This window comes from Pseudomonas sp. C7.1 (genome assembly GCF_056312395.1).
In genome coordinates, this window is sequence record NZ_JBWDTL010000003.1 from 3,339,353 (window position 1) to 3,364,897 (window position 25,545).

20 protein-coding genes are annotated in these 25,545 nt (G+C 60.7%); 10 read left to right on the plus strand and 10 right to left on the minus strand.

Annotated elements, in window-relative coordinates:
* Positions 1-3 precede the first annotated feature (3 nt).
* Both AC0T4W_RS19000 and AC0T4W_RS19005 read right to left on the minus strand, forming a co-directional pair.
* Positions 4-582: a YceI family protein gene (locus AC0T4W_RS19000; RefSeq protein WP_476321646.1), complete on the minus strand. Its 579-nt coding sequence runs from the start codon at positions 580-582 to the stop codon at positions 4-6.
* A gap of 59 nt (positions 583-641) precedes the next feature.
* Entirely contained in the window at positions 642-1,187 is a 546-nt protein-coding gene (locus AC0T4W_RS19005) for a cytochrome b (RefSeq protein WP_476321648.1), read from the minus strand.
* A 302-nt stretch (positions 1,188-1,489) separates the two neighbouring features.
* Between AC0T4W_RS19005 and AC0T4W_RS19010 the strand changes: the two genes are divergently transcribed.
* From AC0T4W_RS19010 to AC0T4W_RS19020, 3 genes are all read left to right on the plus strand, one after another.
* Positions 1,490-2,896: an adenosylmethionine--8-amino-7-oxononanoate transaminase gene (locus AC0T4W_RS19010; RefSeq protein WP_476321650.1), complete on the plus strand. Its 1,407-nt coding sequence runs from the start codon at positions 1,490-1,492 to the stop codon at positions 2,894-2,896.
* 94 nt (positions 2,897-2,990) lie between these two features.
* Positions 2,991-4,346, plus strand: a complete 1,356-nt coding sequence (locus AC0T4W_RS19015) for an IS1182 family transposase (RefSeq protein WP_476315485.1) — start codon at positions 2,991-2,993, stop codon at positions 4,344-4,346.
* A 239-nt stretch (positions 4,347-4,585) separates the two neighbouring features.
* Positions 4,586-5,305, plus strand: a complete 720-nt coding sequence (locus AC0T4W_RS19020) for a 16S rRNA (uracil(1498)-N(3))-methyltransferase (protein ID WP_476321652.1) — start codon at positions 4,586-4,588, stop codon at positions 5,303-5,305.
* A 738-nt stretch (positions 5,306-6,043) separates the two neighbouring features.
* On the opposite strand, the gene AC0T4W_RS19025 is transcribed toward AC0T4W_RS19020, so the two are convergent.
* The 8 genes from AC0T4W_RS19025 to pilG form a co-directional block, all read right to left on the minus strand.
* A complete protein-coding gene (locus AC0T4W_RS19025; RefSeq protein WP_476321654.1) occupies positions 6,044-6,514 on the minus strand; it encodes a chemotaxis protein CheW in 471 nt (156 codons plus the stop codon).
* Between the two features lie 31 nt (positions 6,515-6,545).
* Positions 6,546-7,565 carry a chemotaxis protein CheB gene (locus tag AC0T4W_RS19030; RefSeq protein ID WP_476321656.1) on the minus strand — a complete coding sequence of 340 codons (1,020 nt, stop codon included), beginning with the start codon at positions 7,563-7,565 and terminating at the stop codon, positions 6,546-6,548.
* Complete coding sequence (locus tag AC0T4W_RS19035; RefSeq protein ID WP_476321658.1) at positions 7,558-14,865, minus strand: Hpt domain-containing protein; 7,308 nt, start codon at positions 14,863-14,865, stop codon at positions 7,558-7,560. Before AC0T4W_RS19035 ends, AC0T4W_RS19030 begins: the two co-directional genes overlap by 8 nt.
* A 30-nt stretch (positions 14,866-14,895) precedes the next feature.
* Positions 14,896-15,753, minus strand: coding sequence for a protein-glutamate O-methyltransferase (locus tag AC0T4W_RS19040; protein WP_476323801.1), 858 nt, complete (start codon positions 15,751-15,753; stop codon positions 14,896-14,898).
* Positions 15,754-15,822: 69 nt separating this feature from the next.
* Positions 15,823-17,868, minus strand: a complete 2,046-nt coding sequence (locus tag AC0T4W_RS19045) for a methyl-accepting chemotaxis protein (RefSeq protein WP_476321660.1) — start codon at positions 17,866-17,868, stop codon at positions 15,823-15,825.
* A gap of 84 nt (positions 17,869-17,952) precedes the next feature.
* Positions 17,953-18,489, minus strand: coding sequence for a chemotaxis protein CheW (locus AC0T4W_RS19050; protein ID WP_476321662.1), 537 nt, complete (start codon positions 18,487-18,489; stop codon positions 17,953-17,955).
* A 45-nt stretch (positions 18,490-18,534) separates the two neighbouring features.
* On the minus strand, positions 18,535-18,900 hold the full coding sequence (gene pilH, locus AC0T4W_RS19055; RefSeq protein ID WP_476321664.1) for a twitching motility response regulator PilH: 366 nt from the start codon (positions 18,898-18,900) through the stop codon (positions 18,535-18,537).
* A gap of 47 nt (positions 18,901-18,947) precedes the next feature.
* Positions 18,948-19,355, minus strand: coding sequence for a twitching motility response regulator PilG (gene pilG / locus AC0T4W_RS19060; RefSeq protein WP_476321666.1), 408 nt, complete (start codon positions 19,353-19,355; stop codon positions 18,948-18,950).
* A 240-nt stretch (positions 19,356-19,595) separates the two neighbouring features.
* On the opposite strand from pilG, the gene gshB reads away from it, so the two are divergent.
* The 7 genes from gshB to AC0T4W_RS19095 all read left to right on the plus strand — a co-directional run bounded on the left by gshB (position 19,596) and on the right by AC0T4W_RS19095 (position 25,412).
* Complete coding sequence (gshB, locus tag AC0T4W_RS19065) at positions 19,596-20,558, plus strand: glutathione synthase (RefSeq protein ID WP_476321668.1); 963 nt, start codon at positions 19,596-19,598, stop codon at positions 20,556-20,558.
* 56 nt (positions 20,559-20,614) lie between these two features.
* On the plus strand, positions 20,615-21,511 hold the full coding sequence (locus AC0T4W_RS19070) for a TonB family protein (protein WP_476321670.1): 897 nt from the start codon (positions 20,615-20,617) through the stop codon (positions 21,509-21,511).
* A gap of 72 nt (positions 21,512-21,583) precedes the next feature.
* Complete coding sequence (locus AC0T4W_RS19075) at positions 21,584-22,153, plus strand: YqgE/AlgH family protein (protein WP_476321671.1); 570 nt, start codon at positions 21,584-21,586, stop codon at positions 22,151-22,153.
* Positions 22,153-22,581, plus strand: a complete 429-nt coding sequence (gene ruvX / locus AC0T4W_RS19080) for a Holliday junction resolvase RuvX (RefSeq protein WP_476321673.1) — start codon at positions 22,153-22,155, stop codon at positions 22,579-22,581. Before AC0T4W_RS19075 ends, ruvX begins: the two co-directional genes overlap by 1 nt.
* A 31-nt stretch (positions 22,582-22,612) precedes the next feature.
* On the plus strand, positions 22,613-23,119 hold the full coding sequence (pyrR, locus tag AC0T4W_RS19085) for a bifunctional pyr operon transcriptional regulator/uracil phosphoribosyltransferase PyrR (RefSeq protein ID WP_476321675.1): 507 nt from the start codon (positions 22,613-22,615) through the stop codon (positions 23,117-23,119).
* Positions 23,120-23,130: 11 nt separating this feature from the next.
* Positions 23,131-24,141, plus strand: a complete 1,011-nt coding sequence (locus AC0T4W_RS19090) for an aspartate carbamoyltransferase catalytic subunit (protein ID WP_476321677.1) — start codon at positions 23,131-23,133, stop codon at positions 24,139-24,141.
* On the plus strand, positions 24,141-25,412 hold the full coding sequence (locus AC0T4W_RS19095) for a dihydroorotase (protein WP_476321679.1): 1,272 nt from the start codon (positions 24,141-24,143) through the stop codon (positions 25,410-25,412). Before AC0T4W_RS19090 ends, AC0T4W_RS19095 begins: the two co-directional genes overlap by 1 nt.
* The last annotated feature ends 133 nt before the right edge of the window (positions 25,413-25,545 follow it).

Genomic DNA, 25,545 nt, shown 5'->3' on the forward strand with positions numbered 1-25,545 from the left:
AACCTACTGGCGCACACCTTCAACCGAGATGATCAGCTCGACGCTTTCCGAAGCCGGGCCCAGGTCCTTGGTGATGCCGAAGTCTTTCAGCTTCAGCGTGGTGCTGCCCTCGAAGCCAGCACGGTAGCCGCCCCATGGGTCCTTGCCTTCACCGATAAACTTGGCGGCAATTACCACCGGCTTGGTCACGCCGTTGAGGGTCAGGTCGCCAGTGATATCGGCAGTGCCTTCGCCGGTGGACGTAACGGCGCTGGAGGCGAAGGTCGCGGTTGGGTGCTTGCTTACGTTGAGGAAATCACCGCTGCGGATGTGCTTATCGCGCTCGGCATGGTTGGTGTCGACGCTGGTAGTGTTCAGCGTCACGTTGACCTTGCTGTCCTGCGGTTTGGCGGCGTCGAAGCTGAAGCTGCCGTCAAAATCCTTGAACGTGCCGTACAGCCAGCTGTAGCCCAGGTGGCTGATCTTAAAATTAACGAAGGCGTGCTGGCCTTGCTTGTCGATGGCGTAATCGGCCGCCATCGCCTGACCAGCGCCGATCAATGCGCCACCAAGTGCCAGGGCTACGAGGGTTTTCTTCAACATGGGCATACTCCTTGTGAGTGTGGGGTGGGGCCTATCCAGCCCCGGAAAAACAAACAGAACTAGCGACCAAACATCCGCGTAAGCGTACGGTCGCGATCAATAAAGTGGTGTTTCAAGGCAGCCAGGGCATGAATACCGGCAAAGATCACCAGCGTCCACGCCAGGTATTCATGCACCAGCCCGGCGACGTCTTCCTGATCAGGAATACTGGTCAGGCTCGCCGGTACTTCAAACAAGCCGAATACCGGGATGCCGCGACCGTCTGCCGTAGAAATCAGGTAGCCGGAAATCATCAGCACAAACAACCCCAGGTATAAAAAGCTGTGGCCCAACTTGCTGGCCAGACGGGTCATCCGCCCGTGGTTGGGCAAACTCGCCGGTGGCGGGCTAAACCAGCGCCACAGCACGCGACCGAGCATCACGGTAAACAGCAGCAGGCCAATGCTTTTGTGCAGGTCCGGTGCGGTCTGCCGCCAACTGCTGTAGTAGTCCAGGCCGACCATCCAGTAGCCCAGGCCAAACAAACCGAAGACCACCACGGCTACCAACCAGTGCAGAAAAATGCTGACCAAGCCGTAGTGAGAAGAACTATTGCGCCATTGCATTGAGAACTTTCCGAAAGAAGGACTAGGACCGCGAGCGGAGCAAGACTAACAACAAATCTATCGACTAAAAGCGGAAATTTTTGCTTTGAAATATCGAGAAATACGATGCGTTATGTGATCCTTTAACTTAGCCGAATTAGTCTAGCGGCACCCGGCAAAGTTCAGCAGCCCGACTACAAACGGCAGGATAAAGGGGATCAGCGGGCAGCCTCGGTCATCGCGCGCAGTTGTGCCGTCCATCCCCGGTAGTGCTTCTGATAGGCTTGGCGCAGATGATTGCGAGCCGAGGAATAAGTAGAGCGATGAGCCTTAACGACCAGTGGATGCAGCGTGACCTGAACGTGCTCTGGCACCCCTGCACGCAAATGAAGGACCACGAGCAACTGCCCCTGGTGCCGATCAAACGCGGCGAAGGGGTGTGGCTCGAAGACTTCGACGGCAAGCGCTACCTCGACGCGGTCAGCTCATGGTGGGTTAACGTGTTCGGCCATGCCAACCCACGGATCAATCAACGCATCAAGGATCAGGTTGACCAGTTGGAGCATGTGATCCTTGCCGGCTTCAGCCATCAACCGGTGATCGAGCTGTCCGAGCGCCTGGTCAAGATGACCCCGGCGGGACTGGACCGGGTGTTCTACGCCGACAACGGTTCGTCCTGCATCGAAGTCGCGTTGAAGATGAGTTTTCACTACTGGCTCAACGTCGGCAAACCGGCGAAGAAGCGCTTTATCACCCTCTCCAACAGCTACCACGGCGAAACCATCGCGGCGATGTCGGTGGGCGATGTTGCACTGTTTACCGACACCTACAAGGCGCTGCTGCTCGACACCATCAAGGTGCCCAGCCCTGACTGCTACCACCGCCCCGAGGGCATAAGCTGGGAAGCCCATTCGCGCGCCATGTTCGCCCATATGGAGCAAACCCTGGCCGAACACGGTCATGAAGTGGCGGCGGTCATCGTCGAGCCGCTGATCCAGGGGGCCGGCGGCATGCGCATGTATCACCCGATCTACCTCAAGCTGCTGCGTGAAGCCTGTGACCGCTATGGCGTGCACCTGATCCATGACGAGATTGCTGTGGGCTTCGGCCGCACCGGCACGATGTTCGCCTGCGAGCAGGCTGGCATCCGCCCGGATTTCCTCTGCCTGTCCAAAGCCCTGACGGGCGGCTATCTACCGCTGGCCGCCTGCCTGACCACCAACGAGGTGTACCAGGCCTTCTACGACGACTACTCGACCCTGCGCGCCTTCCTGCACTCGCATAGCTACACCGGCAACCCGCTGGCCTGCGCGGCCGCCCTGGCGACCCTGGATATCTTCGAGCAGGACAATGTGATCGAAGCCAACAAGGCCCTCGCCGCACGCATGGCCAGCGCCACCGCGCACCTGGCCGACCACCCGCATGTCGCCGAAGTGCGCCAAACCGGGATGGCCCTGGCCATCGAAATGGTGCAGGACAAAGCCAGCAAGACCGCCTACCCCTGGCAGGAACGTCGTGGCCTCAAGGTCTACCAGCACGCCCTTGAGCGCGGTGCGTTGTTACGGCCACTGGGTAGCGTGGTGTATTTCCTGCCGCCCTATGTGATCACCCCAGAGCAGATCGACTTTCTCGCCGAAGTGGCCAGCGAAGGCATCGATATCGCCACCCGCACCTCGGTCAGCGTGGCGCAAGGCAATGCCAACTACCCCGGCTTTCGCGATCCGGGCTAAGTGTTCCTACCTAGGAGCCTGTCGGACTTTCTGACTCTTCCTTGCGCTGAAAGTATTCGCGACAATCAAGGCCCTGCAATCGAGAGCCCCGCTGATGAGCCGTTTTGTCCTTGCTGACCGAGACACTGCGTATTTACTACCGCCTTCGGTGAACGAGTGGTTGCCGGCGGATCACTTGGCGCGGTTCGTGGTCGAGGTCATCGAGCAACTCGATTTGAGCGAGCTGACTGGGCAGTATGCGGGGCGGGGTTCAGCTGCCCACCATCCGGCCGTGCTCCTGGGGCTGCTGATATACGGCTACGCCAATGGCGTGCACTCCAGCCGCAAGATCGAACGCGCGACCTATGACTCGGTAGCGTTCCGTTATCTGGCGGCCAACACCCACCCCGATCACGACACCTTGGCTACGTTCCGTCGACGTTTCCGGCAGCAGGTTGAATCGCTGTTCGTCCAGGTGCTGATGCTGGCGCGCGAGATGAAGCTGCTCAAGCTCGGTCATATCGCTCTCGACGGCACCAAGATCGAGGCCAACGCCAGTAAGCACAAGGCCTTGTCCTGGGCGCACGCCAACAAGATCGAGGCGCAGTTACGCCAGGAGGTCCAGCAGTTGCTGGCGCTGGCCGAGAACAGCGACTGCGCCGCCGTACCCGATGGCATGGATGTGCCGGCGGAGATTGCCCGGCGCGAAGATCGGCTCAGCGCGATAGCCCAGGCCAAAGCGAAGATCGAGCAACGTGCAGCTGAGCGACACGCCATTGAGCAACAGCAATTCGAGGCCAAGACGGCCAAGCGTGAGGCCCAGCGCAAGGCTGGAAAGAAACCACGCGGCAAGGATCCAGAACCGCCCGCAGCGGGCCCCAAAGACAGCGATCAAGTCAATCTGACCGATGAAGAGTCACGCATCATGCCCGTCTCCGGTGGCGGCTTCGAGCAGAGCTATAACGCTCAAGCCGGGGTCGACACCGAGACGATGCTGGTGGTCACACAGCATGTAACCCAGGCCTGCAACGACAAGCGCGAAGTGGTTCCCACGCTACAGCGCATAGCCACCTTGCCCGCCGAATTAGGCGAGGTGAAAAGCCTGATTGCGGACAGCGGCTTCTTCAGCCAGGCCAACGTGAGCGCCTGCCACGAAGCCAAGGTCGAACCGCTTCTGGCGCTCAAACGCGAGTCGCACCACACCCCGGTACTGGAGCGCTTTGCCACCGACTCGCCGCTACCACAGACGAGTAACCCAGTCGAACAGATGGCTCACCGACTGAGCACGCAAGAAGGTCGAGCGCTGTACAGGCTACGCAAACAGACGGTCGAACCGGTGTTTGGCATCATCAAGCGAGTGATGGGCTGGCGGCAGATGAGCATGCGCGGCCTGGCCAACGCCCAGGGCGAATGGAGCCTGGTGACCATGGCCTGGAACATCAAGCGTTTGCATGTGCTACGCGCGATGTAACGCGGCCGAAAAGTACGCCCACCCGCGTCCAGGCAGCTGCTCAGGTGCACGAACGGACCGCCTGGGTTCGCGATAGTCAACTCGGATGCTTAGAAAGAACGACCCCGAGCAATCAAAGACCTAAACCCGCGCTGTCATTCCTTTTCGGGTTAAGTCCGACAGGCTCCTAGCCGGCTGTATGCGGCATGCCTGAGGCGTTAAGCTTGCCGCCTCAACTGTGCCGCTGCAGCGATCAATCCATGCGCCTTTCTCGTTTCTTTATCGATGCCCCCCTCTCCCTCGGCCAGCATGAGCTGCCGGAAGCTCAGGCCCACTATATTGGCCGCGTGCTGCGGCATGCCGTGGGTGATGCAGTACAACTGTTCGATGGCAGCGGCCAGGAATACAGCGGCGAGTTGATCGAGGTGGGCAAAAAAAGCGTGCGCGTGGAATTGCGCGAAGCCTTTGCCGGCCAGGCAGAATCACCGCTGCATATCCATCTGGGTCAGGGTCTGTCGCGCGGCGAGCGCATGGATTGGGCGATTCAGAAAGCCACCGAACTGGGCGCCAATGAAATCAGCCTGATCATCAGCGAGCGCTGCGAAGTGCGCCTCAAGGATGAACGCGCCGACAAACGCATGGCGCACTGGCGCCAGGTGGCAATCAGCGCCTGCGAGCAATGTGGCCGCTCGGTGCTGCCGATCATTCACCCGCCCATCAGCCTGACGAATTGGTTGGGGCAGGTAACCGCCGAACTCAAGTTGGTGCTGCACCCAGTCGCCGAACCCTGGGCCAGCCACCCGCAGCCTAAGTCACTGGCCTTTCTGATCGGCCCGGAAGGCGGCCTGAACGACAGCGAAGTCGCCTTGGCCAAGACCCAGGGCTTCCACGCCGCCCGCCTAGGCCCGCGCGTGCTGCGCACGGAGACTGCGCCGGTGGTGGCGTTAAGCGTGGCGCAGCAATTGTGGGGCGATTTCTAAGGTCTACTTCAGCGTATCGAGTAGGAGGCGGATTCACATCCGCCGTCCTCTCACACCACCGTACGTACGGTTCCGTATACGGCGGTTCCTGCCTACTGATAAACAACGTCAGCGAGCTTGGTTCCGTTGATGTGTCGCCTGTGGTATCTAAGCGCCCAGACCGGCCCTCGGAGCTTCCGGCTCCTACCTCCTGATGGTCTCGACCCCCGCTATGCGGAGTTTCTGCTTTACGCTCCAACAGAGATCACACCCGACTATCCACTCATGGCAGGTTCAGCCCTTCATTGCTCCGGTTTCGAGCAGCTACTACGGCCTCTGCTGACTTCTGTCGCCCATCCCGTCATCTCACGACGCCGGTAGCACTTGGCAGGCTAAACAGATCTCCCAGGGTAATTCGCGCGACCTTCCTGCTTATGCCTGTCGGATATACGTCGCAGCGTTCCGTGCAAGTATTGGGCTTTGACGATTATGGCCGTCTTACCCCGCTACGCCGCCTCTATCCGCTTCCTGTACGTCAGGCCAGCATTTTGCCTCGGGCTTCCTTCAGATTCGCAGTCACCCGCGACACCCTTGCCTCTGGCTAACACTTCCCCTTGCCGGGTGTGTAGAGGACTTTCACCTCCAAGTCGTCCGACTCACCACCACAGTGACCCGAACAGCGCCAGTCACGGCGCTACGCGCCATGCCTGGCGCACCATAAAAAAGCCCGCAAACGCGGGCTTTTTTGTTTGTTATCGGTCAGATCAAGCCGGCGTCTGCCAGCTTCTGCTCCAGACCGACCAGGTCCGGGATTTTCAGCACCGCGTCACCAAACTGCACCGCGTCGAGCTCCAGCGGCGACAGGGCAACGTCGGCGCGCACCAGTTCGGCGCCGACCTTGATCGAGCGTGGAATACCCTGTACCAGCACGGCAATAAACTTCACCGCCGGGCGACCGCCGAGGGCGTTGATTATTGCTACGCGCGAGCCTGGGCTAACGCTGACCTGACCATCCGATGCAGCCTCGAACGAGAGCAGCGGCAGGCGCAGGTCGCGCCAGGCAATTTGCCCGAGAAACCAGCTAGGCATGCCCGCGCTGACCTGCGGCGCGCGATAAGGAATCAGCTCGGCAACCGCCACGTTGGGCAGCAGCAAAGTACGGTCAGTCAGCGGCATCAACAGGCCTGTAAGGCTGTTGGCGCTGTTCTGCGTGGCGACGGCTTGGCTCATGAAAATTTCCTGTACAGGGCAACGCCCCGGATTATCGGCACTGCTCGGCCAGGTGATTGACCAGGGCTTCGGCCAGCTCACGTGGGTCGCCGCTAAAGCTGCTGTAGCCGCCTTCGCGCAGGCTGTCCGGCATGCTCGGGCTGGCGCAGCTGTCGGCGCGTTGAGTCCAGATCACGCTGCCCTGGCGACGCACATAGGCGGCTGCGGCGCTGCCGTCGCTGCCCATGCCACTAAAGACGATTACACCGCTCAGCGCGCCATAGTGCTGAGCCAGGTTGAGCATCATCTGGTCAATCGACGGGCTGTAGGGTTCTGGCCAGCCGCGTTCGCAAATCTGCATCTGGCCGTCATCACTGAAACCCAGCTCATAGCTGATGGGCACCACCACCACTTCACCGCAACGCACCGCGTCGCCATGCCGCGCCGGATTCACATGCCATTGGCTGTGACGCCCCACCGCTTGTGGCAGTGCGCTCTCGAAACTCGCATCGATATGCTGGGCATACACAAAGCCCACCGGCAGACCGCCCGGCAAGGCATCGAGAAAGGCTTTTACTGCTGCAGGACCGCCCAGGGAGGCTGCCAGCAGCCACACCTGACGCGCCGTCTCACCGGCCACCAACGGGGTATCTGCCAGCGCGGCCGGCAGATCCAAACGAGGCGGACGTTGCGCTTCAGTCAGCAAGGCTTCCAGGCTCGGGCCAACGGCCTGAGACGGATCGCCAACCAGCTTCTTCAATTTGCCGAACAGGCGGCGCTCCCAGCGTGGGTAGTTTTCCGAATGACGCTCAGGTGCGTGGCCTTCACCAAACAGCACTGGGGCCGAGGCGCTTTCCATCAAACTGTCGACCAACGGCAAGTCATCCGTCTGGGCCAGATCAACCAGCCACAGATCAGTTTCGCAAGCGTTCAGGGTGTCCTGATCAAGACGCGCCGGGTCGCTGTTCATCACCACCTGATAGCCGCTACCGGTCAACGCCTGCTGCAGCACGTGGCGCTGCAGCGAGGTATCGGCAATCACCGCAATACGGGCTGCAGTTTTCTCAGTCATTGCGATTTACCGGGTGGCGGCCCACCAGTTGCTGAATGGTTTCAAGCAACAAGGATTCTTGGTAAGGCTTACCAAGGTACTCATTGACGCCGATGCTCATGGCCCGCTCACGGTGTTTTTCACCGGTACGCGAGGTGATCATGATGATCGGCAGGTCTTTCAGGCCTTCATCGTGGCGCACCAGGGTTGCCACTTCGAAGCCGTCCATGCGTGGCATTTCGATGTCCAGCAGCATGATGTCGGGCTTGCGCTCCTGCAGCTGCGAGATGGCATCGACACCGTCCTTGGCGGTCAGCACGTTCATACCGTTACGCTCGAGCAGACGGCTGGTGACCTTGCGCACGGTGACCGAGTCGTCGACCACCATAACCAGGGTCGGCCGGTCTGCTTCAATCTCCGCCGCCGTCGCCGACTGCTTGAGCTGGCGCGGCTGCAGCTGAGTAAGCAAATGCGCATGCAGAACACGAATGGTCGCCAGCAGATCGAGAATGACCACAACGCGACCGTCACCGAGGATGGTCGCACCGGAAATCCCGTGCACACCGGCGAACTGTGGGCCGAGGCTCTTCACCACGATCTCGCGCGAACCGGCCAGGGAGTCGACCTGCACCGCCACGGCGTGCTCCTTGGAGCGCACCAGAATCACCGGCAGCGGCAGGCTTTGGCCGACCAACTTGGGCTGTTGCCCGTTGTTCAGCAGGTCGCCCAGGTAGCGCAGCTCATAGCTTTGCCCCGCGTATTCGAAACGTGGTGCATCCGGCGCGTAATAGGCTTCCAGCTCGTACGGAGAAACCCGCACGATGCCTTCGATAGTGTTCAGCGGAATGGCGTAGAGGTCTTCACCCGACAGCACCATCAGCGCGCGGTTGACCGACACGGTAAACGGCAGGCGAATGGTGAAGGTGGTGCCGGTGCCCGGAATCGACTCGATGCTCATCGAGCCGCCGAGCTGTTTGACCTCGGAGTGGACTACGTCCATACCCACACCACGCCCGGAGATCTGCGTGACCTTCTCGGCAGTGGAGAAACCGGCCTCAAGAATAAACTGCAGCACTTCGTGGTCAGTCAGGTCGGAGTCGGCATCCATCAAGCCGCGCTCGATGGCCTTGCGTCTGACCGCGTCCAGGCGAATACCGCCGCCGTCGTCGGAAAGCGTCAGGACGATATCGCCCCCCTCACGACCCAGCCCCAGGCGAATGGTGCCCTGTTCGGGCTTGCCGGCAGCGCGACGCACATCGGCAACTTCGATGCCGTGATCGACGGCGTTGCGTAGCATGTGTTCCAGCGGCGCGACGATACGTTCGAGTACGGTACGGTCCATCTCGCCATCGGCGTTGCCAACAACAAACTCGACCTGCTTGCCCAGCTCACCGGAAATCTGCCGCACGATACGCCGCAGACGCGGCACCAGACGGTCGAAAGGCACCATGCGCGTGCGCATCAAGCCTTCCTGCAGTTCAGAGTTGACCCGCGCCTGTTGCAGCAACAGGGTTTCCGCATCGCGGTTACGCGCGGCCAGGGTTTCTTTCAGGTCGAGCAAGTCGGAAGCGGACTCAAACAGTGCGCGCGAAAGCTGCTGCAACTGTGAGTGACGGTCCATTTCCAGCGGGTCGAAATCTTCATAACCCATCCGCTCGGCTTCAGCCTCAATACGGCTGAGGATCTGCGCCTGGGTCTCGGTATCGAGGCGGCGCAACTGGTCGCGCACGCGGTCGATGGTGGCTTCCATTTCACTCAGGGTGAAACCGAAGTCACTCACCTGTTGCTCGACTCGACCCCGGAAAATCGAGGTTTCACCGGCCAGGTTGACCAGGCCTTCGAGCAATTCGGCTGGCACCTTGACCAGCTCCTGCGGCGCACGACGCGAGGCGGCTTCCTGCGCCGCTTCTTCAGCGCGACGGACGAACGGCAGCACCTTGGCCACCAGCTCCTGAGCCGGCATGGTACTGGCCGCGACAATCGGCGTACTCAGTTCCGGCAAACGCGCGGTTGGTTCGGCCACTGCCACAGGCGCTTGCTGGCTAGCCGTATCGCTCACTAGGCTGTCATTCAGGCGCTGACGCAGCGCGTCGAGCTCTTGCTGCAAGCCTTCAAAGCCGGACTGCACATCGACAAACAGGCTCTGCGGCCAAGGCGCGCCCTGAGCTTGCGCTTCGGTCAGGTGCTGCTCGAGGCTGTGGGTCAGGTCGCCCAGACGCTTCTGCCCGGCCAAACGCGCACCACCTTTGAGGGTGTGCAAAACGCGCAGCATATCGTCGATGGCAGCGCCGTCCTCACGGTCAGCCTCCCAGCGGTTGATCGAGACTTCCATGGCTTCCAGCAGGTCATCACCTTCCTCAAGGAAGATGTCGAGAATGTCGGATTCGGCATCGTCATCCTGCTGGGCTTCGGCAGCCTTTAGAGCCACCGCAGACGGCATGCTCAGTTGCTCATCCGGGTTAGCACGAAAGCGTTTGATGGTTTCGATCAGCGCATCGCCGCTTGGCACCTCGCGCTTGTCGCGTACCGCTTCAAGCATTTCGGCCAGGCTGTCGTGACAGCCCTGGAGCAGCGTGAACAGGTCCTGGCTGGCGCGCAAACGCCCTTGGCCAAGGCCTTCGTAGAGGAATTCAAGTTCGTGGGCCAGGTCACCGATTTCACGGATCTCGGCCATACGTGCACCACCCTTGAGGGTGTGCAGATCGCGCTGTAGCGATTCCAGCTCCAGGCTGTTATTGACGTCGCCCATCCAGCGTTGCAATGCCGCACCGGCACTGTCGATGATGTCGAAACCTTCCTCAAGGAAGATGTCCACCAGTTCCTGATCGCGCTCGTCATCTAATACGGCAGGCGCAGCAACAGCGGCCTGCTCGGGCTCGGGCTCGGGCTCAACATCGGGGATTTCAGCACATTCGATTTCGCTTTCAGCGGCAGGCTCGACCAGTGACTCCTGCGGCGCATCGGCCAGCATGCCAAGATCGATCTCTTCTTCTATCTCCGGCAGCTCAGCAGCCTCAGGCTCTGCCAGATCGAACGACTCAACTATCGGCACGGCTTCGGCTTCGGCTTCGGCTTCGGCTTCGGCTTCGGCTTCGGCTTCGGCTTCGGCTTCGGCTTCGGCTTCGGCTTCGGCAATAGGCTCGGAGACAACTGGGGCCACTGGCAAGCTTTGCCCGCCACTCTGGCGGAAGCTGCGAATAGCATCGATCAGCTCCAGCGGCGAATGCATGGCGGCGCGTGCCTGCAGCTGCTCCAGCAGTTGCGCTAGGCTGTCATGGCTTTGCTGCAGCAGGCTCGCCAGTGGTTGCGAGAAGCTGTAGCGACGATCAACCAAGCCTTCATACAAGGATTCGAGCTCGTGTGCGAGATCGCCAATCGGGCGAATCTCAGCCATGCGTGCACCACCCTTGAGGGTGTGCAGGTCACGTTGCAACGAGGACAGCGCGGCTTTGTTGTCCGGGTCGGCCAACCAGCGATCCAGCGCCTGACCGGCGCTTTCCAGAATATCGACCGCCTCTTCGAGGAAGATCGACACCATTTCTTCATCGAGCGATTCGTACAACGAAGCAGCCGGCGGTTCGGCCAGTGGTTCGCTGACGGCCTCGATAGGCGCTGGCAGCTCTTCAACATCCGGCGCATCCAGCTCCAGCGGCTCGATCGACTCATCCGGCTCGGCCAGGCTGAGTTCTTCCAGTGCAGCCGTGGCGTCGGCCAGCTCGACAATCTCGATACCTGCATCACCGTTGTTGGACAGCAGGGCCAGGGTGTTAGGGTCCAGCGCCTCGTCCAGCAGATTGCGCAGCGCGATCACTCGCTCTGGCGCACCACTAACCTGCAGACCGGCTGCAACCTGATCCATCATACCAATCAGGGCTTCGTGGGCTTGCTCGGCTTCGCTGAAGAAGCGTTCGCTAACCGCAAGGCGACCTTCTTCGACCGCACCATAGAGGTCGAGCAAGGCTTCGCAGAGCTCATCGATCTGCGGCAGCTCGGCCATCTCGGCACCACGGCCGAGGGTGGTCAGCTCGTCCAGCAAAGAACTCAGTTCCTGACGCTCGGATGGGTGCGCGCGCCATTTGCGCAGCAGGTCTTCGGCGTCCAGCAGGATATCCATGCCTTCGGCGAGGAAGATGCTGATCATCTGCGGATCGCGTTTTTCTCCCTGATCGCTCTGCCGGCTGTTTTCGGCGTGTTCGAGGCGGTCGCTGTGCAGTTTTTGCACGCGCTCAAGAAACTCGGCAGCACCCGGCAGAACCGCCAGGGGCTGGCTTTCCAGCTGTTCAAGGCCCAGGCGGAAGAGTTTCTCGGCGCTGCTCAGCAGCTCCGCTTCAGCCAGATCCATCGGGATCAGGTTGGTTTTGAATTCTTTGACCAGCTTTTCCAGCGGTGAGGCGATTTCCGCCACCGGCTGAATGCCGGCCATCGAGGCGCTGCCTTTGAGGGTGTGCAAGGCACGCTGCAGGTCGTCAGTGACGGGCTGCGGCAGCTCCTGGGCACAGTCAGCCAGGAAACCAACCAGGGTATCGAGATGCATCTCTGCTTCGTTGCGGAAAATCTCCAGCAACTGCGGATCTAACCCGTCGTCATCCTCAACAACTTCGGTGGTAGCAACTGGACTGCCCTCGGGCTCCGCTACCAGCTCAACCGGGGCTTGGGGTTTTGGGAGGCTTCGGCCTTTAGCCAAGGCATGCGCCGTCGCGGCCAGATGGTCAACATCATCACGCTGACGTTGCGCTTTATTGGCGAACTCATCGACCAGGGCCGGCATCAGCGCGACCACATCGGCGATCACTTGCTGCACTTCGGCACCCGGCTGAATGCTGCGATCAAGCACGCGGTTGAGCAGGTTCTCAATCGACCAGCCCAGCTCGCCGATAACCAGAGCGCGAACCATGCGGCCGCTACCCTTGAGGGTGTGGAAGGCCCTGCGGATTTCGCTCAGAGCGTTCTTGTTGTCCGTGTCGGCGCACCACTGCGGGAAGTACTCGGCGATGGTTTCCAGTACTTCACCCACTTCTTCGGTAAAGACTTCCAACAGCTCTTCATCAATTGGCTCTTCATCAGCCGGTGGCGGCAACAAGCTTGGCGGCACATCGTGAGCCGGCGGGTTGATGGCCTGCACTGGAGCGGCCATCACGTCGGCCATCGATAGGGCTTTTTCTGCGGCAGGTTGCGCAGGCTCTTCGCTCGGCGGGACGCTGGGCAGCTCGACCTCAGGTAACTCGAGGGCGGCCAGCTCGGCATCATTCCAGTTGGCAGGGCTATCGCTTTCATCCAGTTCAAAGCTGCCGAGCTGCAGCTCTTCGCCGGCAAACGGCTGTTCCTGTTGAATGTCAGCCAGCGGCAGGGGCTCGGCGTCGGGCAAATCAATATTGAAATCAACCAACTCAAGGTCGGCAGCCGGCGCTTCAGTAAGCCAATCTGCCTCGCCGGATGGCGCTTCAATCGCCGTCGTTTCCAGATCGGCAAACTCGGCACTGAAGTCGTCCGCCAGATCCAGGCTCGGCTCAATCTCAGCTGGCTGCTCCGGTTCGGCGCTGAGCACTTCCATATCGTCCAGCGGATCGGCCAGTGGCGCGAAGGACTCTACAGGTGACTCTAGGGGCGGCTCTATGCGGTCGAGAATCGATGGTTTTTCTTTCAGCGGATAACCCAGGCTTTCCAGGCTTTCCTCGGCCACGTCGAGAATCAAGTCGCCCTGGCTCGCGTGGTCTTCAGCCAGGCGTTCGAGGTAGTACTCAACGCTGGTAATGGCGTCCGCCAGGGTGTCAAGGTTCTGCCAGTTGGGCACGGCCTTGCGCGCCAGCAGTTGTTCCTGGATATAGCGGTTGCAGGCATTCAGTAGATCGGCGGCACGCTGCAGCGGGATCATCGCCAGGCCGCCACGCACCTGCGTCAGCAAATCGGGCACGCGGGCCAGGTGTTCGTGGTTCCACTGCGAGGCGATAAATTCGATGATCGCGTCTTTGGCCTGCTCCAGGCCGTTGCGCGCCTCTTTAATGACAAGCTGATGAATCTGCGCCACATCGGTGGTCGGCAGATGGCTCTCTTCACGGCCACCATCCTGCGCGGGGCCGGCCATACCGGCCAGGGTGGCTTCGACGTACAGCAAAGCACCGGCAACATCCATCAGTACCGCATCGTTCGGCTCGCCTTGCCCCTTGGCCAGACCGTTGACCACATCGAGCTGGTCAACAATCACTTTGCGCGGCTGAGCGAAACCCAGCACCGCGAGGGTGTCGGCAATCTGCTTGAGCGGTGCGGCGAGCGCATCCAGATCGGCGACTTGAGTGCGGTCGCTGCGCACGAACAGATCGAGGCTGTCCTTGACTCGCACCAATTCTTCACAGAGTGCGGCGACCACAGAACGCATGGCGTCGCGGTCCGGACCAGCCAGGCGGGCACGTTCTTCGTCGACTACATCGTTGTCCGGCAGTGCATCGTCGAGGCGGTATTGCTCTTTGAGGTTGCGCACACGTGGCGACTGCGCCGACGACTTGGCCACATAGAACAGCAGGTTCTTGCTCAGCTCGTCAGGAGCGGCCTGGTTAAGCCCATCGGCGCCCTGTTCGAGCAGGCGTTTGAGTTCTTTATCCACCTGACGCAACAAGGTGCGAATCGAGGTGCCATTAGCCACGCTGCCGTTGGCCAGACCTTCGACCACGCCCGAGGCGATCTGCCACAGCGGGCCGAGCGGTGAGTCCTTGCAGAGGTTTTCCAGGCGCGCGAAAACCCGCGCCATATAACCCAGATTGGTCGGCAGGTCCTGGTTGCGGATCACCCCGACCAGGGCCATTTGCAGCATTTGCCGCAGCTTGCGCAGCAACGCCGGCAGTTCGGCGGTACGCAGCTGATCAATGGTTTCATGGGGCAGCGCTGGCGTGCGGCCGGACATATCCGGAGCAAACAGGCTGGTTTCCGAGAGCAGCTTTTCCCCACGCGCAGCGCGCAGGTCGTTGAGCAGGGGCAACACGACCATCGGCAAGTCGCGACGAGCAGTCTGGATACGGTCAAGGTACACCGGCAGCTGCAGAATCGACTGCATCAGCACTTCCAGGGCTTCGCCCTGATTGGCCACCCGGCCGTCGATCAAGGCGCCGGCCAGCTGTTCCATTTCCTCAGCCAGCAGCGCCGCGCCGAAAAACTCGACCATCTGCAAGGTGCCGAGCACCTGATGCACATAGGTCTGGCAGAAACGCATACGCGTAGCGTCCTGGGGGTTCTCGACGAACGCCTCCAGCGCCTGACGCGCCTGCTTCAGGGTTTCCGCGATCTCGCCCTTAACCCATTCCAGGGCGACATAATCGTGCCGATCACCCATAGCCACTCCACTCATAAACTTGGCTCTGCCTTATCCCTTGCGGGTAAACGCCAGCACTCGCTCGTCGGCCACCGGGATCAACTCCGGATGCTGCCAACCTGCTACTTCGCCCACTCCCACCACCAACAGTCCCCCAGGCACCAGGCGCTCGGCCAAGCGGTTGAGGATCTCGCGGCGACGCCAGCGACGAAAATAGATCAACAAGTTCTGACAAAAAATAACGTCCATACCGGACATCGGTGCCTTGGCCAGCTCCAGCACATTGAGCCGGGCGCAACACACGCGCGCGGCCAGATTCGGCACCACTTTGAAACGGCCATCATCCTGGGCCAGGAAGTAACGTTGGCACAGGTCGGCATCCAACTGTTCCAGGCGACGCGCGCCATATTGGCCATCGCGCGCCTTGCTCAGGGCATTCAGGCTGATATCGGTGCCTGTTACCCCAAAATGATCCGGATGTTCACTTTCGCGCAGCACCTCGGCCGCACTGATGGCCAGCGAATACGGCTCTTCGCCACTGGCACAGCCCACGCTCCACAGCTCCCATGGCTGCGTCATGCCCTGCTGCAAACGCTCGCGCAAATAGCTTTCAAGCACGTCAAAGGAAGGGCGATGACGAAAGAAACGGGTTTCCTGCACAGTCAGCCGATCCAGCAGGGTCGACCACTCCACCGCACCGCGGGGACCATCGGTTACCTGCCGGTAATACGTGGCGTAATCCATTACGCCCAGCTCGCGCATCCGCGCACTCAGATTGGTTTGCAGAAACGCGCGCCGCCGTTCATTGAGAACGACCCCGGTACGCTCCTCAAGCAACGTCTGCCAGTCACGGAACTCCGTGGCTGTCATGTCTGCAAGAGGCTGCAAGGCCCAGACGCCTGACTGCATGTCGTGCCCCTCACTCACGGCCATAATCCTTTGCGCGATAGGCCTTTCAGCCTACCGCGCAGCACCTGATTAAGCCTGCTCCCCACCCGGCAAGGTAAAGCCGGATACCGACTTACGCATCTCACTGGCCATTTTGGCCAAGTTACCAATGCTCTTGGCGGTTGCGGTGGTACCAGAGGAGGTTTGCGAGGTGATTTCCTGAATCACGTTCATGGTGTTGGAAATGTGGCCCGCCGAAGATGCCTGCTGGCGAGCAGCGTTGGAGATGTTCTGAATCAGGGCCGCGAGGGTTTTCGATACCTTCTCGATCTCTTCCAGTGCCACCCCGGCGTCCTGCGCCAGACGAGCACCGCGCACCACTTCGGAAGTCGTTTGCTCCATCGAGATAACGGCTTCGTTGGTGTCGGTCTGAATCGTCTTAACCAGCGCTTCGATCTGCTTGGTTGCAGCAGAAGAACGTTCCGCAAGGCGTTGTACTTCGTCCGCTACCACGGCGAAGCCTCGGCCTGCATCACCGGCCATGGAGGCCTGGATCGCGGCGTTCAGTGCGAGGATGTTGGTCTGGTCCGCAATGTCGTTAATCAGGCTAACGATGTCACCGATCTCCTGGGACGACTCACCAAGGCGTTTGATCCGCTTCGAAGTGTCCTGGATCTGCTCACGGATGTTATCCATGCCAGTGATGGTGTTATGCACCACCTCGTTGCCTTTGTTGGCGATGGCTACGGAACGTTCCGCTACCGCGGAGGACTCCGAGGCGTTCGCCGATACCTGGTCAATCGACACGGCCATTTCGTTGATCGCCGCAGAAGCACCGGCAATTTCCTGGGCCTGGTGCTCGGAAGCCTCGGCCAGGTGCATCGCCGTGGCCTGGGTTTCCTGAGCTGCACCGGCTACCTGAACGGCGGTCAGGTTGATCGTGGCTACCAGATCACGCAGTTGGTCGATGGAGTAGTTGATGGAGTCAGCGATGGCACCGGTGAAATCCTCGGTTACCGTCGCGGCTACAGTCAGGTCACCGTCTGCGAGGTCGGCGATTTCGTCGAGCAGTCGCAGAATCGCCGTTTGGTTACGCTCGTTCTTCTCGGCGGTAGACGCCAGACGACTGTTGGTTTCGCGCACCATCACCAGACCGATGAGGATGATCGAACCGAGCGCCAGAGCACCGAGCACATAACCGATCAGGGTGTTGATGGCACGACCGGTGGCCAGATCATCAAAACCGACTGCCAGCTCGGAAGCCTTGTCCAACAACGTCTGCGAAACGGTAAAGATCACGTTGGCAGATTCACGCACCTGGAACAGTTCAGGCGAGGTTTCGAGAATCTCGTCCACCGAACCGGATACGAACTCGAACAGCTCGGAAATTTCCGCCAGCCGCTCAAGGGCTTCTGCATCGCTTACCTGGGAGATTTCCATGGCAGCGTTGCCTTCGAGCATCGCGCTCAATACGCGACCGAACAGGCTGGCATCACGGCCGAACATGTCAGCAGCCTGCACCGAGTCCTGGTCGCCGGCGAGCACTTTGTTTACCGAGCCCAGGATACGTTCTGCCAGCAAGGATTGACGCTGAGCTACCGAGACCTGAGCTGCCGGCGCACCACTTTCCAGCAAGATGTCGACCACTTCTTCGTACTCGACCTGCAGCTGCGGAATGGTTTCCGCCAGGGTGGCCGCTACCTGATGCAGCGACAGTACGGTCTGCTCGTTGGCAAGGATGGCGTCGGTGTTTTGCCGCAGCGTATCCCAGTCTTGCTGCACCACAGCGATCTGTGGCTGCAGGGATTCCGGCGCTGCAGGCAGCCCAGTTTCCTCGTTACCGTCGGTCAAATAACCCCAGCGAGTCTGGAAGTCGTTACGCGCATCGCGCAGCAAGGCGAAGGCCTCGGCTGTACCAGCCGCCGCTTCCGTGGAGTTTTTCGCGATACGCTGGGACAGTACGCGCAGCTCACCGGCGTGGCCGATGTACTCCGTGTCGTAGTTGGATTGGGTGTTGATGTAGGCGAAGTTGGCGAACAACAGCACGATCGAAACGATCAGGACAATAAACAGCCCTGCGATCAATGTGCTACTACGCGCACCTGCTAACAAATTACCTGCATTTAGTTTTTTCATTTACTGGCCCCCGCCTGGACCGACCGCACTACGGTTCCCATGTAACGCCAAAAGGCCGGCAATGCCGACCCCACCGATAAACTGTTAATACGCCACGTCGAGAAAACCCGAGTTCTGGGCCAGCGCGTGTGGGCTGAACACCAACCAGGGCTGTTCACGTTGAAATACTCCGTGGATAAAAGGTGCTATGGACGCCTCGAGCGGCGGCAGCTGCTCGGAGAAGGTATCCACAGGAAAATGCTGCATGCCGAACACTTCATCGACCGTGAGGCCGGCAAAGACTTCCTGATGATCAACCACCAGCACTCGACGTTTTTTGCGCAGTGGCGACAACTCACTGCCGAAGAAACCGCACAGATCCATCACCGGCAGCAAGCGACCACGTACGTTGGCCACGCCCTTGACCCAGTTTTTCACGCCAGGTAACAAGGTATGGCGTGGCTCATGCAACACCTCGCCAACCTCGCCCATGGGCGCGACGAAAAAGCGTTCGCCCATGCGAAAGCCGATACCGCTCCAGGTCTGCACGACCGCTTGCTGCGAAGGCAAGCCGGCAGCGAGCGAACGACAGAGCCTGTCGATATCCTGAAGGGTTTGAAAAGGTGTTTGCGCGTCCGACATGCCAGCTGCGGCCTTATTCTTTTTAAATTGCGGACTGACCCGGCTTTAGCCGGCCAATACCGCATTCAAGGTTTTAACCAGGGTTTCTTCATCAATTGGCTTGGTCAGGTAATCCTTCGCGCCCTGGCGTTTGCCCCAGACCTTGTCGGTCTCCTGATCTTTGGTGGTGACGATGATCACTGGGATGTGACTAGTGTCCGCATCCTTGGTCAGCTGACGAGTCGCCTGAAAGCCATTGAGGCCTGGCATGACGATATCCATCAACACAGCGTCCGGTTTTTCCTGGCGTGCCAGGGCAACGCCGTCGGCACCATTTTCCGCCTTGAGTACCTGATGGCCGTGCTTTTCCAGCATGGCGGTCAGCTTGTACATTTCAGTCGGCGAGTCATCAACAATCAGAATTCGAGCCATGGTGTTTCCCAATACTTTAAAAAGGCGCTCAGCTGTTCAGCCAGGCGTCAGGATGCTTGCTCCACCGGTACAAAGTCAGGCACATGCGCTTTGATCGCACCGAGCAGCTCTTCTTTACTGAAGGGCTTAGTCAGGTACTGATCGGAGCCAACTATGCGCCCCTTGGCTTTATCGAACAAACCGTCTTTGGAAGACAGCATGATCACCGGAGTGGATTTGAAAGCACTGTTGTTCTTGATCAAGGCGCAGGTCTGATAGCCATCGAGCCGCGGCATCATAATGTCGACAAAGATGATGTTCGGATGGGTATCGGCGATCTTTGCCAGAGCATCGAAGCCGTCAACTGCGGTAATCACCTCGCAGCCCACCTTTTTCAGCAGGGTTTCCGCGGTACGACGAATCGTTTTCGAATCGTCGATCACCATCACCCTCAAACCCTTGGAATGCTGTTCCATTTTTGCCCTACCATCGCCTCGGTGAGTCGTTATTTTTGCGTTATATCAATGCGCCTGAGGCCCTGTCACCGATGGGCTACAACCCAATCGTCGGGCCTTTTTAGCACACTCTCCAGATGCAATCTATAAGCCGAGTGGGGCCAAGGTTTTTCCTTGACCACCCGACTTGTCAGCGCCACCCTGGCGCCACATCACGTCTTCACACACTTTGATCGCCGCCAATTTACGGAGAACACCGTCATGAGCGTCCGCCTCGGCATTGTCATGGACCCCATCGCCCAGATCGCCTTCAAGAAGGACAGCTCGCTGGCCATGTTACTGGCCGCCCAAACGCGCGGCTGGACCCTCTTCTATATGGAGCAGAAAGATCTTTATCAAGCCAAGGGCCAAGCACGCGCTCGACTTTCAGAGCTTAGCGTATACAACGACCCACAGCGCTGGTTCGAACTGGGTAATGAGCAGGATATCGCGCTAAGCGAGCTGGACGTGATCCTGATGCGTAAGGATCCGCCCTTCGATAACGAGTTTGTCTACTCCACCTATCTGCTGGAACAAGCCGAGCAGGCAGGCGTTCTGGTGGTCAACCGCCCGCAAAGTCTGCGCGACTGTAATGAAAAGTACTTTGCCACCCAGTTCAGCCAATACACACCGCCGACCGTGGTCAGCCGTAGGGCCGACATTCTGCGCGAGTTTGCCAAAGAGCAGCGTGACATCATTCTCAAACCCCTCGATGGAATGGGCGGATCGATGATATTTCGTCATCGCGAGGGCGATCCCAACCTTTCGGTGATTCTCGAGGTGCTGACCAACCACGGCCAGCAGCAGATTATGGCCCAGGGCTACCTGCCGGCGATCAAGGATGGCGACAAGCGCATTCTGATGATAGACGGCGAGCCGGTGCCTTACTGCCTGGCACGCATTCCGGCGGCCGGCGAAACACGCGGCAACCTCGCCGCCGGCGGACGCGGCGAAGCCCGACCACTGAGCGAGCGTGACCGTGAAATCGCCGCTGCAGTCGGCCCGACCCTGCGCGAGAAAGGCCTGCTGTTCGTCGGCCTGGACGTGATCGGCGAGCACCTGACCGAGATCAACGTCACCAGCCCGACCTGCATTCGCGAGATCGACGCCGCCTTCGATACGCGCATCGGTGAACAGCTGATGGACAAGATTGCCGAGAAGCTCAATGCGCGCAGTGCTTCATAGACTTTTCCATGCGCCCTCGGCAGACTGCGCGGCAACCTGAGCAGACCCGACACGCGATGAACGCAGCAGCCCAACTCTCTGAACTTTCCAGCGCCGGCGTACAGCCGGCGGACCGCCTGGGCTTTACCCTGTTCCTCGCTGCCGTGCTGCATGCCGCACTGATCCTCGGCTTAGGCTTTAGCCTGGCCGAGCCGAGCCAGATCAGCAAAACCCTGGAAATCACCCTCTCTACGTTCAAAAGCGAAGAAAAGCCCAAAGAAGCCGACTTTCTCGCCCAGGATAACCAGCAAGGCAGCGGCACCCTGGAACACAAGGCTGCGCCGAAAACCACCGAGCAGGCGTTGTTTCAGGATACCGAGGTCAAGCGCGTCACCCCGCCCGCAGCGCCGCAGCAGCCCGCAGTGCGCCAGCAAGCACCCAAGGCCGCCGTCGCCACTCGCGCCCCGCAACAGCAGAAAACCCCAGTCAAACGCGAAGAAGCCAAGCCCACGCCGCAAGCCCGACCAGCGCCGGTGTTCGACAGCGCGCAACTGTCTTCAGAAATCGCCAGCCTGGAGGCCGAGCTGGCCCAGGAAGTTCAGCAGTACGCTAAACGGCCGAAGATCCACCGCCTCAACGCCGCCTCCACCATGCGCGACAAAGGCGCCTGGTATAAGGATGAGTGGCGCAAGAAGGTTGAGCGGGTCGGCAACCTCAACTATCCGGATGAAGCGCGTCGTCAGGGCATCTACGGCAGCTTGCGCCTGCTGGTGTCGATCAACCGCGACGGCACCCTGTACGAAGTGCAGGTGCTGGAATCCTCCGGCCAACGCACGCTCGACCAAGCCGCCCTGCGCATCGTGCGCCTGGCCGCGCCATTCGCCCCATTCACTGGCGACCTGGCCGATGTCGACCGCCTGGAAATCATCCGCACCTGGCGCTTCGAGCGTGGCGACCGCCTGTCGAGCAACTGATTAGACAGTCTTTTACCCAGCGATGCTGCGTCGCGCTTGAAGCCAATGGCCTGAAGCCTGAAACTAACGCCCATGAAAGACGCCAGCCCCAGCTACCTCAAGCACCATTTCCTGATCGCCATGCCGCACATGGCCGATCCGCATTTTGCGCAGACCGTTACCTACATCATCGACCACAACGAGTTCGGCGCCATGGGCCTGGTGATCAACAAGCCCAACGGTCTCAACCTGGCTGACGTACTCGAACAACTGCGCCCAGACGACGAACCGCCCGTGCTCTGCCAGAGCCTGCCAATCTTTACCGGCGGCCCGGTGCAGACCGACCGTGGCTTTGTCCTGCACCCCAGCGGCCCGCAGTTTCAGGCCACCCTGGAACTGGGCGAGCTAGGCCTGTCGACCTCGCAGGACGTGCTGTTCGCCATTGCCGATGGCGCCGGACCGGACAAATACCTGATTACCCTCGGTTACGCCGGCTGGGAAGCCGGGCAACTGGAGACCGAGCTGGCCGATAACGCCTGGCTGACTTGCCCGGCCGATAACAGCATTCTCTTCGAACTGCCCTTTGACCAACGCCTGAACGCCGCCGCTGCGCGCTTGGGCGTCAACCTCAGCCTGCTCACCTCACAAGCCGGGCACGCCTGATGGCCGAACTGCGCCTGTTACTGGGCTTCGATTACGGCACCAAGCAGATCGGCGTCGCGGTCGGTCAGGTGATCACTGGTCAAGCCCGCGAGCTGTGCATCCTCAAGGCGCAAAACGGTGTGCCGGACTGGCAGAAAGTCGAAGCGCTGATCAAGGAGTGGCAGCCGGATGCCATCGTCGTCGGCCTGCCGCTGAATATGGACGGCACGAAAAGCGAGATGAGCGAGCGCGCCGAGAAATTCGCCCGCCGCCTTAACGGCCGCTTTAACCTGCCCGTGCACACCCACGACGAACGCCTGACCACCTACGAAGCCAAGGGCCAGCGCCTGCAGCAAGGGCAGAACAGCGGCTACCGCGAGCGCCCGGTTGACGCCCTGGCCGCAGCTCTCTTACTGCAGGGCTGGTTAGAAGAAAATTGCCTGGGCTAACCCCCACTAAGATTGCACCTGGAGTGTTGCCATGAGCTTACCCAACCCGGCCGAACTACTACCGCAAATGGCCGTCGCCTTGACCCGCCACCTGAACCAACGGCAGATCAGCGAGCCGCGCTTTATCGGCATTCGCACTGGCGGCGTCTGGGTTGCCCAGGCGCTGCTCGAAGCCCTTGACCGCGACGACGCGCTGGGCATTCTCGATGTGTCCTTCTACCGTGACGACTTCACCCAGAATGGCCTGCACCCGCAGGTACAGCCTTCCGAACTACCGTTTGAGGTCGAGGGCCAACACCTGGTGCTGATCGACGACGTGTTGATGAGCGGCCGCACCATCCGCGCCGCACTCAACGAGCTGTTCGACTACGGCCGCCCAGCCAGCGTGACCCTGGTCAGCCTGCTCGACCTCAACGCCCGCGAGCTGCCGATCCGCCCGGACGTGGTCGGTGCAACCCTGTCGCTGGACGGCGACCAGCGGGTAAAATTGTCCGGCCCCACGCCACTGACCCTCGAACTCCAGACGCTGGCCAACTGAGAATGATCGCGATGACTCCCATGGATGCCAAGCGCCCGCTGCAGCTCAATGACCAAGGCCAACTGCGCCACTTCCTCTCCCTCGACGGCCTGCCCCGCGAGCTGCTGACGGAAATCCTCGACACCGCCGATTCCTTTCTCGAAGTCGGCGCGCGGGCGGTGAAGAAAGTTCCGCTGCTGCGCGGCAAGACCGTGTGCAACGTGTTCTTCGAGAATTCCACGCGCACCCGCACCACCTTCGAGCTGGCGGCCCAGCGCCTGTCCGCCGACGTGATCACCCTCAACGTGTCGACCAGCTCCACCAGCAAGGGCGAAACCCTGTTCGACACCCTGCGCAACCTGGAAGCCATGGCCGCCGACATCTTCGTCGTCCGCCACGGCGACTCCGGCGCCGCGCATTTTATTGCCGAGCACGTGTGCCCGAACCTGGCGATCATCAACGGCGGCGATGGCCGGCACGCCCACCCGACCCAGGGCATGCTCGATATGCTGACGATTCGCCGGCATAAAGGCAGCTTCGAAAACCTCTCGGTGGCCATCGTCGGCGACATCCTGCATTCGCGGGTGGCGCGCTCGAATATGCTCGCACTGAAAACCCTCGGCTGCCCGGATATTCGCGTAATCGCACCGAAAACCCTACTGCCGGTGGGCATCGAGCAATACGGCGTGACGGTTTACAGCGACATGGCCGCAGGCCTCAAGGACGTCGACGTGGTGATCATGCTGCGCCTGCAGCGCGAGCGCATGACCGGCGGCCTGCTGCCCAGCGAGGGCGAGTTTTACCGCCTATTCGGCCTCACCGAAGAACGCCTCAAACTGGCCAAGCCGGATGCCCTGGTGATGCACCCAGGGCCAATCAACCGTGGCGTGGAGATCGAGTCGGCGGTGGCCGACGGCCCGCAGTCAGTGATTCTCAACCAGGTTACCTACGGTATCGCCGTGCGCATGGCCGTACTGTCCATGGCCATGAGCGGGCAAACTGCACAACGCCAACTTAACCTAGATGCCGAGGAGCAAAACTGATGCGCATCCGTATCCTCGGTGCCCGTGTTATCGACCCCAGCAGCGGCTTCGACCAGCTTGCTGATATCTATATAGAAAGCGGCAAGATCAGCGCCATTGGCCAGGCGCCGAGCGGTTTCGTCGCCGAGCAGAGCATCGACGCTCAAGGCCTGATCGTCACTCCTGGCCTGGTCGACCTTAACGTCGCCCTGCGCGAGCCGGGTTATAGCCGCAAAGGCAGCATCGCCACGGAAACCCTGGCCGCAGCCGCCGGCGGCGTCACCAGCCTGTGCTGCCCGCCGTTTACCAAACCGGTGCTGGACACCTCGGCCGTGGCCGAGCTGATCCTAGACCGCGCCCGCGAGGCCGGGCACACCAAGGTGTTCCCCATCGGTGCGCTGAGCAAGGGCCTGGAAGGCGAGCAGCTGGCAGAACTCGTTGCGCTGCGTGACGCCGGCTGCGTGGCCTTCGGCAACGGCCTGGACAGCTTTCGCAATAACCGCACCCTGCGCCGCGCGCTGGAATATGCAGCGACCTTCGATCTGACGGTGATTTTCCACTCTCAGGACTTTGATCTGGCCGAAGGAGGCCTGGCCCACGAAGGCGCCACCGCCAGCTTCCTCGGCCTGCCGGGTATTCCGGAAAGCGCGGAAACTGTGGCCCTGGCCCGTGACCTGCTACTGGTCGAGCAGACCGGTGTGCGCGCGCACTTCAGCCAACTGACCAGCGCCCGCGGCGCCGAGCTGATCGCCGCCGCCCAGGCCCGCGGCCTGCCGGTAACCGCCGATGTGGCGCTGTACCAGCTGATTCTCACCGACGAGGCGCTGATCGACTTCTCCAGCCTCTATCACGTACAACCACCGCTACGCACCGCGACCGACCGGGACGGCCTGCGCGAGGCCGTGAAAAGCGGGGTGATCTCGGCCATTTCCAGCCACCATCAGCCCCATGAGCGCGACGCCAAACTGGCACCGTTCGGCGCCACCGAGCCGGGCATCAGCAGCGTGCAGTTGCTGCTGCCACTGGCCATGAGCCTGGTGCAGGACGGCCTGCTCGACCTGCCCACCCTGCTCGCCCGCCTGAGCAGCGGCCCAGCGCAAGCGCTACGCTTGCCCGCTGGCAAGCTAAGCGTAGGCGCACCCGCCGACCTGCTGCTGTTTGACCCACAGGCTTCGACTCTGGCGGGTGAAAGCTGGTATTCGAAAGGCGCCAACTGCCCGTTTATCGGCCACTGCCTGCCGGGTGCCGTGCGCTACACCTTGGTGGATGGGCATATCAGCTATAAGGCCTGAGCCACACACGTAACGAAGAAGCCCGCCATTCTCGGGCTTCTGCTTGTGTAGAGTGGGTTAGCGGCGCTGAGCACCGACCTATGCAGACGAAGCGGTATTGGCGCGCCGCGTAACCCACCGTTGCGGTGGATCG

Coding starts and splice junctions, on each gene's coding strand:
- AC0T4W_RS19000 (WP_476321646.1), bottom strand. CDS start 582: ATGTTGAAGAAAACCCTCGTAGCCCTGGCACTTGGTGGCGCATTGATC.
- AC0T4W_RS19005 (WP_476321648.1), bottom strand. CDS start 1,187: ATGCAATGGCGCAATAGTTCTTCTCACTACGGCTTGGTCAGCATTTTT.
- AC0T4W_RS19010 (WP_476321650.1), top strand. CDS start 1,490: ATGAGCCTTAACGACCAGTGGATGCAGCGTGACCTGAACGTGCTCTGG.
- AC0T4W_RS19015 (WP_476315485.1), top strand. CDS start 2,991: ATGAGCCGTTTTGTCCTTGCTGACCGAGACACTGCGTATTTACTACCG.
- AC0T4W_RS19020 (WP_476321652.1), top strand. CDS start 4,586: ATGCGCCTTTCTCGTTTCTTTATCGATGCCCCCCTCTCCCTCGGCCAG.
- AC0T4W_RS19025 (WP_476321654.1), bottom strand. CDS start 6,514: ATGAGCCAAGCCGTCGCCACGCAGAACAGCGCCAACAGCCTTACAGGC.
- AC0T4W_RS19030 (WP_476321656.1), bottom strand. CDS start 7,565: ATGACTGAGAAAACTGCAGCCCGTATTGCGGTGATTGCCGATACCTCG.
- AC0T4W_RS19035 (WP_476321658.1), bottom strand. CDS start 14,865: ATGGGTGATCGGCACGATTATGTCGCCCTGGAATGGGTTAAGGGCGAG.
- AC0T4W_RS19040 (WP_476323801.1), bottom strand. CDS start 15,753: ATGCAGTCAGGCGTCTGGGCCTTGCAGCCTCTTGCAGACATGACAGCC.
- AC0T4W_RS19045 (WP_476321660.1), bottom strand. CDS start 17,868: ATGAAAAAACTAAATGCAGGTAATTTGTTAGCAGGTGCGCGTAGTAGC.
- AC0T4W_RS19050 (WP_476321662.1), bottom strand. CDS start 18,489: ATGTCGGACGCGCAAACACCTTTTCAAACCCTTCAGGATATCGACAGG.
- pilH (WP_476321664.1), bottom strand. CDS start 18,900: ATGGCTCGAATTCTGATTGTTGATGACTCGCCGACTGAAATGTACAAG.
- pilG (WP_476321666.1), bottom strand. CDS start 19,355: ATGGAACAGCATTCCAAGGGTTTGAGGGTGATGGTGATCGACGATTCG.
- gshB (WP_476321668.1), top strand. CDS start 19,596: ATGAGCGTCCGCCTCGGCATTGTCATGGACCCCATCGCCCAGATCGCC.
- AC0T4W_RS19070 (WP_476321670.1), top strand. CDS start 20,615: ATGAACGCAGCAGCCCAACTCTCTGAACTTTCCAGCGCCGGCGTACAG.
- AC0T4W_RS19075 (WP_476321671.1), top strand. CDS start 21,584: ATGAAAGACGCCAGCCCCAGCTACCTCAAGCACCATTTCCTGATCGCC.
- ruvX (WP_476321673.1), top strand. CDS start 22,153: ATGGCCGAACTGCGCCTGTTACTGGGCTTCGATTACGGCACCAAGCAG.
- pyrR (WP_476321675.1), top strand. CDS start 22,613: ATGAGCTTACCCAACCCGGCCGAACTACTACCGCAAATGGCCGTCGCC.
- AC0T4W_RS19090 (WP_476321677.1), top strand. CDS start 23,131: ATGACTCCCATGGATGCCAAGCGCCCGCTGCAGCTCAATGACCAAGGC.
- AC0T4W_RS19095 (WP_476321679.1), top strand. CDS start 24,141: ATGCGCATCCGTATCCTCGGTGCCCGTGTTATCGACCCCAGCAGCGGC.